We start from the raw sequence: 7,269 nt of genomic DNA on the forward strand, positions 1-7,269 counted from the left end.
CCTATCCCAATCGCCGTCGGTTGTCTTCTGGACCATCTTCACAAGAAGGGTTGTCGCGGCATCGATGAGCGGCGCCGCCATCCTCTCCTTCTGCATCGCATCCATCGGCCCTTGCCCGAAGTAGAGACCGTCCGACACAAGGAATGTCATGCGAATTGTGCCGTTCTGTGGCGGCGGGAGACGTTCTTTGTCCCAGGGACCAATCGCAGCGACGATCGGTTGTGATGACGCGATGACCTGTTTGATCTCCGAGTCAAAAGTGTTTGGCGTTCCCTCCACGATGACCATCTTGCCCGAGTGGTTGATGTATCGTGTGCTACCGTCGGTAAAGACGGCGAGCGTATCGATCCCTTCCGGGAGTCCAACCTCAACGATTGTTCCGAGTAGTTCCTTCTCCTTCACATCGCGCTGTGCTTTGCGGAGCAGATTGAAGGCGAGCATTCGAACTCGGGATTCTTGAGACCCATCCGCCGCGATGCCGGCAACTACGTCGAGATCCGGCTTCTCGGCAAATAGGATGGACCATGGCGGCACCAGTGCGCCCTTGTGGTTCTGCTGGAAAAGATCCAGTCGGTCACAGAAGAGGAGATTGTAGATCAGGGACGTTGTTTCATCTTTGTATGGCGGTTGTGGCGAGTGAGAGCACGAGGATGCCATGGCTACACTGCCAATGCCAATGGCCTTCAGTATTCGCTTGATCATCATCTCTCTCCGGCGAACCTGTTATTATACGTCACGTATATTGTGGGAGCGGCACCCGCAAACCCATCATATACGTCAATGAAATTGTCGTAAGTGACTTGACAGCAACACGGGCAATGTCTATCTTTGACGCATATGAAGGGACTGTAATGGAGACATGATATGCGTCAACCGGAACTGCAGACGACCGCGCCGCTCGATCCGGACCCCAAATGGCCTCAGGGGTACATAGATGCATTGAGGCTGGCGGGGGCACAGGAGAAGAACATTCCGTATTGTGTGTCTTGGGTACGCAGGTTCTTCGCACGCTATCCGAACCGACCGCGCAGGGAACTGGGGCGGGGCGAAATCGAAGGGTTTCTGTGCGAAACCGCCCGGAGTCCTGGGGTGTCGAACTGGATGGTACAGCAGGCCCGAAACGCGATCGAAACGTACTACGAGCGGTTCCGGGGGATACCTTTGACGCCGAGAACGGACCGGGAGGGCTTGCCATCCTCCGCCCCGTCAACGTCGTCTGAATGTGGAATCGATCCCGTACCACGATCTTCCTCCCCTACGATGAAGACGGCAGGTTACTTGAAACTGCATCCGAATGTCAAGCCTGCTCAAACGGTAAAGTACCCGAACGCGCCGTTCGCGTGGGGCTGGCAGTATGTATTTCCAGCCGACGACTACTCGACCGACCCGCGTAGCGGCCACGTGCGACGGCACCATCTCGACGATCAGATCCTGCAACGGGCGGTTCGCGACGCCGTAAAGGCCGCAGAACTGACCATCCGCTTTACGCCGCATTGCTTCCGGCACAGTTTTGCCACGCATCTGTTGGAAGCGGGACAGGACATCCGCACCGTGCAGGCGCTGCTGGGGCACGCCAACGTGGAGACGACGATGATCTACACGCATGTGCTGAACAAGGGGCCGATGGGGGTGGTGAGCCCGGTGGACACACTGTGAGTGTACCCTGTAAGACGGTCTGGACGGCGGTTGTCGAGGGGCGGCTGTCGTGTGTGGCGCGGCCGGAGGCGGTGGCGGCAGGCGGCGCGGCCGGACCCGGTTTCGTGGTGACGAATGACACGGAGGCGCTGCGCGGCCTCGTCCGAGACGGTCTGGCGGTTCCGGTCGAGGAGGTGTATCGGCTGGCGTTTCCCGCCTCCGGGGCCGAGACGCTGAAGCAGATGGCCGCCGAACAGGGCGCGGGGGATGACGAGCCGCCGCCCGACGCCTTGTGGCGCGTCTGGGAGGCGTGCGCGGCGCGGCTGGCGGCGATGCCCCTCTGGGCGCTCGAACAGATGGCGCTCCTGCTGCGCGAAGCGGATGACGAGCCGCTCTCCAAACTGGCCGGCGCCTTCGCCGATCAGGTCCGGCTCGCAGGCAAAAACTGCGGCGGCTGGAGCGACAGCTTTGTCGCCGAACCGGTCCGGCACGACGCGCGCGCGCTGCCGGCGCTCGCCGACTGCACGCCGCTCACCCCCGACCGGCTGGCCGCCTTCGCCGCGCCCGGCGGCGCCCTGGCGCGGGTGATCCCCGGCTACGAATCCCGGCCGGGGCAGATCGCCATGATCCGCGCCGTGGCGGGGGCGATCAATGGCGGCAAGCACGTGCTGGTCGAGGCCGGCACGGGGGTCGGCAAGAGCGTCGGCTACCTGCTCCCCGCCATCGCCTGGTCGATGCTCAACGACACACCGGTGGTGGTGAGCACCAACACGCGCAACCTGCAGACCCAGCTCATCGAGAAGGACATCCCGCTGATCCGGGCCGCGCTGGGGGCGGAACGCGGTGGGGCGCTCCGGGCGGTGCTGCTCAAGGGGCGGGCCAACTACCTCTGCCTCCGTCACTTCGGGCTGATGCTCGACCAGGGGATGCTCGATCTGGACCGTCCGGGGCTGCGTCAATTCGCTCGCGTGATCGCGTGGGCAGCGCAGACGGCCGATGGCGATCTGGATTCCCTCTTGGGCGGGTGCGGCGTGGACGGCGCCTTCGTGGCGACGCTGGGGAGTCTGGGCGAGGAGTGCGCGGGGCGCGCCTGCCGCCACTTCCGCCGGTGCTTCGTCCGCCGCGTCCGAGACCGCGCCCAGCGGGCCCACATCGTGGTGGCGAACCATGCGCTGGTCTTCATCGACGCGGGCGAAACGGGCGGGGCCCTGCCGCCGCACGCGCAGGTGATTTTTGACGAGGCGCACAATCTGGAGGACGCCGCGACGCGCCATTTCTCGATCGAGGTGACGGCCAACCGGATGCGGGTGCTGCTGCGGCGGATTTTCAGTGAGCACAAGGGACGCGCCTCGGGGATCTTGGAGAGCCTGCGCAAGCAGCTCGAACAGGGCGGAGTGGGCGGCAAAGACAAGGGCGGGGCGATGCAGGAGCTGCGGCGGCTGGCGCGCGAAGCCAAAACTTCGCTGATCGCGGTGCGGCAAGCGGGGGGCGATTTCTTCGAGGCGCTGCCTCAGGCGGTGCCGCAGGGGCGGGAGACGTGTCGCATTCGGGGGGTGGCGGGGGCCGACGAAGAGGCGGGTCCGCACGGGCACGAGATCCAGCGTGACGGGGGGTTTCGGGCGTGGACGGCGGCGGACGGGCGTGACGCGATCCTGGAGGCGGCCGCCAGCTTCACCGGCGCGCTGCGGCGCACGGCGGCGATCCTGGATCGGCTGGCGACGGCCCTAGGGGTGCAGATCGAGGGGGAGCTGGGGCTTTACGCCGATCAGGTCTCCGACGTCGGCGGCGCGGCGCTGACGCTCAAGCAGATGGCCTGCGACATCGAGCTTGCGCTTCACGCGGCCGATCCGGAGTATGTGTTCTGGATCGGCCGGGCGCGCCCGCCGCGCCCGCCGCGCGGACGCGCTGGCGCTGTGCTGGGGGAGGTCTGGGCCGCGCCGCTGAGCGTGGGACGGGCGCTGGAAGAGCAGATCTACCGGAAGAAAAGCACGGTGGTCTTCTGCTCGGCCACGCTGCGCGTGGGGAGCAGCTTCGACTTCGTGGCGCGCCGCCTCGGGGTGGACCGGATCGAACCGGAGCGGCTGACGACCTGCCTCGCTGCGAGCCCGTTTGACTTTGTCAGGCAGTGCGAGGTGCTGGCCGCGCCGTTCCTGCCCGAACCGCGCAGCGGGCAGGAGTCGTCGGTCTACGTGGAACAGCTCGCGGGGCTGATGCTCGACGTCTTCACGGTGACGCGTGGACGCTCCCTGGCGCTGTTCACGAGCTACCAGATGATGCAGCAATGCGCCGACCTGCTGCGGCAGCCGCTGGCCGAGGCGGGGATCCGGCTGCTGATGCAGGCCAAGGGGATTTCGCGCGACCAGATCACCCGTTCCTTCCGGAGCGGCGGGGCCTCGGTGCTGTTCGGCGCGCAGTCGTTCTGGGAGGGGGTGGACGTGGTGGGCGAGGCGCTGAGCTGCGTGGTCATTGCGCGCCTGCCGTTTTTGGCGGTGGGCGACCCCGTGGTCGAGGCGCGGTGCGAGCGGATTGACGCCGGGGGCGGCAGCTCCTTCCGCGAGTTTTCGGTACCGACGGCGGTGATTCGCTTTCGTCAGGGGTTTGGCCGCCTGATCCGTTCGACGCAAGACCGCGGGCTGGTGGTGATCGCCGACCCGCGGATCGTCACCAAGAACTACGGCAAGCGCTTTCGGGACGGGTTGCCGTGTCCGCTGCAGGCGGCGGCCAGCCGGGACGCACTGCTGCAGCGGGTGGGGGCGTTTTTGAACGGATGCGATTTGACTTCGTTGTCTCGCATCTAGCCCGCGTTCGCCAGTTGCGTTTTTTACTGCTCCTACTCGGGTTAGGATTCTGCTTGTATTCGCGCAATCGAGATTCTACCATGTCGGCATCTTTGCGGAAGCCATGGCGATGCCTGCGGCGATACGCCGCGCGAGTAAGATTGGGTGTGAGATGCGACACATTTTTAATGCGTTTGCGATGCTGACCCGTCTGCCGGTGCGGCAGACCGACAACTCTGACGCCCCCTGGGAGCGAATCACGGGCTGGTTTCCGCTGGTGGGCGCGGTCATCGGCATACCTGCCGTCCTGCTGGCGACCGTGGCTGTGGCCGCAGGGTCCAGTGCTCACGCGCCGATGCCTGTCGCGGTATTCGTGGTCGCCATCGGCGCGGCGATGACCGGCGGCCTGCACCTCGATGGATGGGCCCGCTGCTGGAACGCCTTTTGGGTCTCCGGCACCCGCGAGCGGCGGCGGCAGATCATGGCCGACCCGCATGCGGGCAGCTTCGGCATCATCGGCCTGGTCCTCATCCTCCTGTTGAAGGTCACAGCGGTCGCGCATCTCGTGCAATTCACCGCGACCACCGACGGCCTGCTGACGATTTTGTACCACTTGTGGCCGATCGTCGCCGCGCCCGTGATTGGCCGCTGGGCGCTGACCCTGCTCATCCACGCAACCAAGATCCCCCTGGCGCACGAAGACGGGATGGCGGCCGCAGCCCGCCAGGGACTGACGCAGACGCAACTGTTGCTGGCGACCGCCACTGCGGCGATCTTCCTGGTGCCCCTGGACCCGCCCGTCGCGGTGGGCGCGCTGCTCGCCGCCGCGTTCTCCCTGCCGATGGTCGCCTGGCTTGCCGTCCGCCGGATCGACGGCCTCACGGGCGACGTCCTCGGCGCAGCCACCGAGCTCACCGAAACGCTCGCGCTCGTCACCGCCTGCCTGATCTAACGGCGCGTGCCATCGCCGCCCCGATTCAAAACGGAGTGCCTATGTTCAAAAGCATTCAGAAAGAGGTTTGGGCCTTTGATTGCGAATGGGTTCCCGACCCGCACGCCGGGATCGTCCTCCACGACCTGCCGCCTGCGACCCCGCCGCAACGGGTGCTGGAGGCGATGTGGGCGCACGGAGGCGCGACGGCCGAGGACCCGACCCCGTTCTTGAAGACCGTCCTCTGCCGCGTCGTCTCGATTGCCGCCGTGCGCCGCCGCTTCGTCAACAACGTGCGCAAACTCGACCTGCTCTGGCTGCCGCGCAGACCTGACGACCCCGGGGAGCAGGCGGAGGCCGCCATCCTCTCCAAGTTTCTCGGCGCCATCGGCAAGGGAAAACCCCAGCTTGTGGGTTTCAACTCCCGCTCCTCCGATCTCAAGATCCTCGTCCAGCGGGCGGTGGTCAACGGCCTCTCCGTCCCGGACTTCTGCCGCCGCCCCGACAAGCCGTGGGAAGGGTGCGATTACTTCGCGCGTGACAACGAGTGGCACATCGACATGATGGAGATCCTCGGGAGTTGGGGCGGCAAGAGCACCGTCTCGCTCAACGAAATCGCCCGGCTCTCAGGAATTCCGGGCAAGTTCGGCACCTGCGGCGACGATGTCGCCGGGCTCTGGCTGGCGGGCCGGTGGCGCGAGATCGTCGAATACAACTGTTTCGACGCGCTCACGACCTACCTCGTCTGGCTGCGCCTCGCCCATTTCGGCGGACTCTTCACCCCGGATCAGTACGCGGAAGAGGAGCAGGAGGTGCGCGACCTGATCTTCGAACTGGCGGCCCAACCGGAAACCGCATTTCTTGAACGCTATTTGGAGGAATGGGACCGGCTGCAGGATCTGTTGCCGGTGAAGTAAGGAGCGCGCATGGAAAATCCCGCCGCGATCGCCCGCCTGATCGACCACGCCCTGCTGCAACCCGACCTGACGGACACCGAGTTGGAGGCCGGCTGCCGCGATGCGGCCGCGTGGCGCGTGGCCAGCGTCTGCATTCTCCCGTATGCCGTTGCCCGCTGCGCCGAAATCCTCCGCGGCAGCGGCGTCGCCACGAGCACGGTCATCGGATTCCCGCACGGGGCCCACATGTCTGTGATCAAGGCCGCTGAAGCCCGCCGAGCCTTGGACGACGGCGCGCAGGAGCTCGATCTGGTGGTGAACATCTCACGGGTTGTCTCCGGTGCCTGGCGCGAGGTCCACGAAGACATTCACGCCGTGCTCGCCGAGGTCCGCGAGCAAGGGGGCCGCCTGAAGGTGATCTTCGAGACCTGCTACCTGAACGAAACGCAGAAGATCCGCCTCTGCGACATCTGCTCGGAACTCGACGTCGACTGGGTCAAGACATCCACCGGCTTCGGCCCGGCCGGCGCGACCGAGGCCGACGTCCGACTCATGCGCCGGCACAGCGCACCGCAGGTGCAGATCAAGGCCTCGGGCGGGATCCGCGACCTCGCCGCCGTCATCCGTTTCCGCGACCTCGGCTGCTCCCGCATCGGCTGCTCCCGCACCGGCGCGATCTTGCAGGCCTGCCGGACAGGGGTTGATTGAGCGTGCCGCACGCCGTCATCGGCGCTCTGTCTATGGACACCTCCACCCTCACATCCGGAACCTGGGCGCTTCTGTTTGCGGCGGCCTTCTTTCAGGGCCTCTCCAAGGGCGGGATGCCGGGGGTCTCGATCCTCGCCATCCCTCTGGTCGCCAGTGTCATCCCGGGCAAGGCCGCGAGCGGGCTGATCCTGCCCATGCTGATCCTGGGCGACCTGTTTGCGCTGGCGCACTGGCATCGCTCGGCGAGTTGGCGCGACCTGCGGCGCGCCCTGCCGTGGGCGGTGGCTGGCATTGTCGCGGGAACCGCGCTCATCGGACGGAT

Annotated in this window: 7 protein-coding genes; 6 read left to right on the forward strand and 1 reads right to left on the reverse strand. The window is 66.0% G+C overall.

Translation table 11 applies throughout. From position 1 onward, the window contains the following. On the reverse strand, positions 1 to 705 hold a 705-nt coding region (locus tag FJ222_11270; protein MBM4165001.1), incomplete at its 3' end, for a hypothetical protein. Between the two features lie 159 nt (positions 706 to 864). On the opposite strand from FJ222_11270, the gene FJ222_11275 reads away from it, so the two are divergent. From FJ222_11275 to FJ222_11300, 6 genes are all read left to right on the forward strand, one after another. Next, positions 865 to 1,656 carry a hypothetical protein gene (locus tag FJ222_11275; GenBank protein MBM4165002.1) on the forward strand — a complete coding sequence of 264 codons (792 nt, stop codon included), beginning with the start codon at positions 865 to 867 and terminating at the stop codon, positions 1,654 to 1,656. Continuing rightward, a complete protein-coding gene (locus FJ222_11280) occupies positions 1,653 to 4,433 on the forward strand; it encodes a hypothetical protein (GenBank protein MBM4165003.1) in 2,781 nt (926 codons plus the stop codon). Before FJ222_11275 ends, FJ222_11280 begins: the two co-directional genes overlap by 4 nt. 103 nt (positions 4,434 to 4,536) lie before the next feature. After that, positions 4,537 to 5,364 carry an adenosylcobinamide-GDP ribazoletransferase gene (locus tag FJ222_11285; GenBank protein MBM4165004.1) on the forward strand — a complete coding sequence of 276 codons (828 nt, stop codon included), beginning with the start codon at positions 4,537 to 4,539 and terminating at the stop codon, positions 5,362 to 5,364. 41 nt (positions 5,365 to 5,405) lie between these two features. Then, on the forward strand, positions 5,406 to 6,260 hold the full coding sequence (locus FJ222_11290; GenBank protein MBM4165005.1) for a hypothetical protein: 855 nt from the start codon (positions 5,406 to 5,408) through the stop codon (positions 6,258 to 6,260). Between the two features lie 9 nt (positions 6,261 to 6,269). Further along, positions 6,270 to 6,947, forward strand: coding sequence for a deoxyribose-phosphate aldolase (gene deoC / locus FJ222_11295; protein MBM4165006.1), 678 nt, complete (start codon positions 6,270 to 6,272; stop codon positions 6,945 to 6,947). 32 nt (positions 6,948 to 6,979) lie between these two features. Next, on the forward strand, positions 6,980 to 7,269 hold a 290-nt coding region (locus FJ222_11300), incomplete at its 3' end, for a sulfite exporter TauE/SafE family protein (protein MBM4165007.1).

This window comes from Lentisphaerota bacterium, assembly GCA_016873675.1.
GTDB lineage: Bacteria > Verrucomicrobiota > Kiritimatiellia > RFP12 > JAAYNR01 > VGWG01.

Bases quoted from the DNA above. Each gene is read 5' to 3' on its own strand.
- FJ222_11275 (MBM4165002.1), top strand. From the start codon at position 865: ATGCGTCAACCGGAACTGCAGACGACCGCGCCGCTCGATCCGGACCCC.
- FJ222_11285 (MBM4165004.1), top strand. From the start codon at position 4,537: ATGGCGATGCCTGCGGCGATACGCCGCGCGAGTAAGATTGGGTGTGAG.
- FJ222_11290 (MBM4165005.1), top strand. From the start codon at position 5,406: ATGTTCAAAAGCATTCAGAAAGAGGTTTGGGCCTTTGATTGCGAATGG.
- deoC (MBM4165006.1), top strand. From the start codon at position 6,270: ATGGAAAATCCCGCCGCGATCGCCCGCCTGATCGACCACGCCCTGCTG.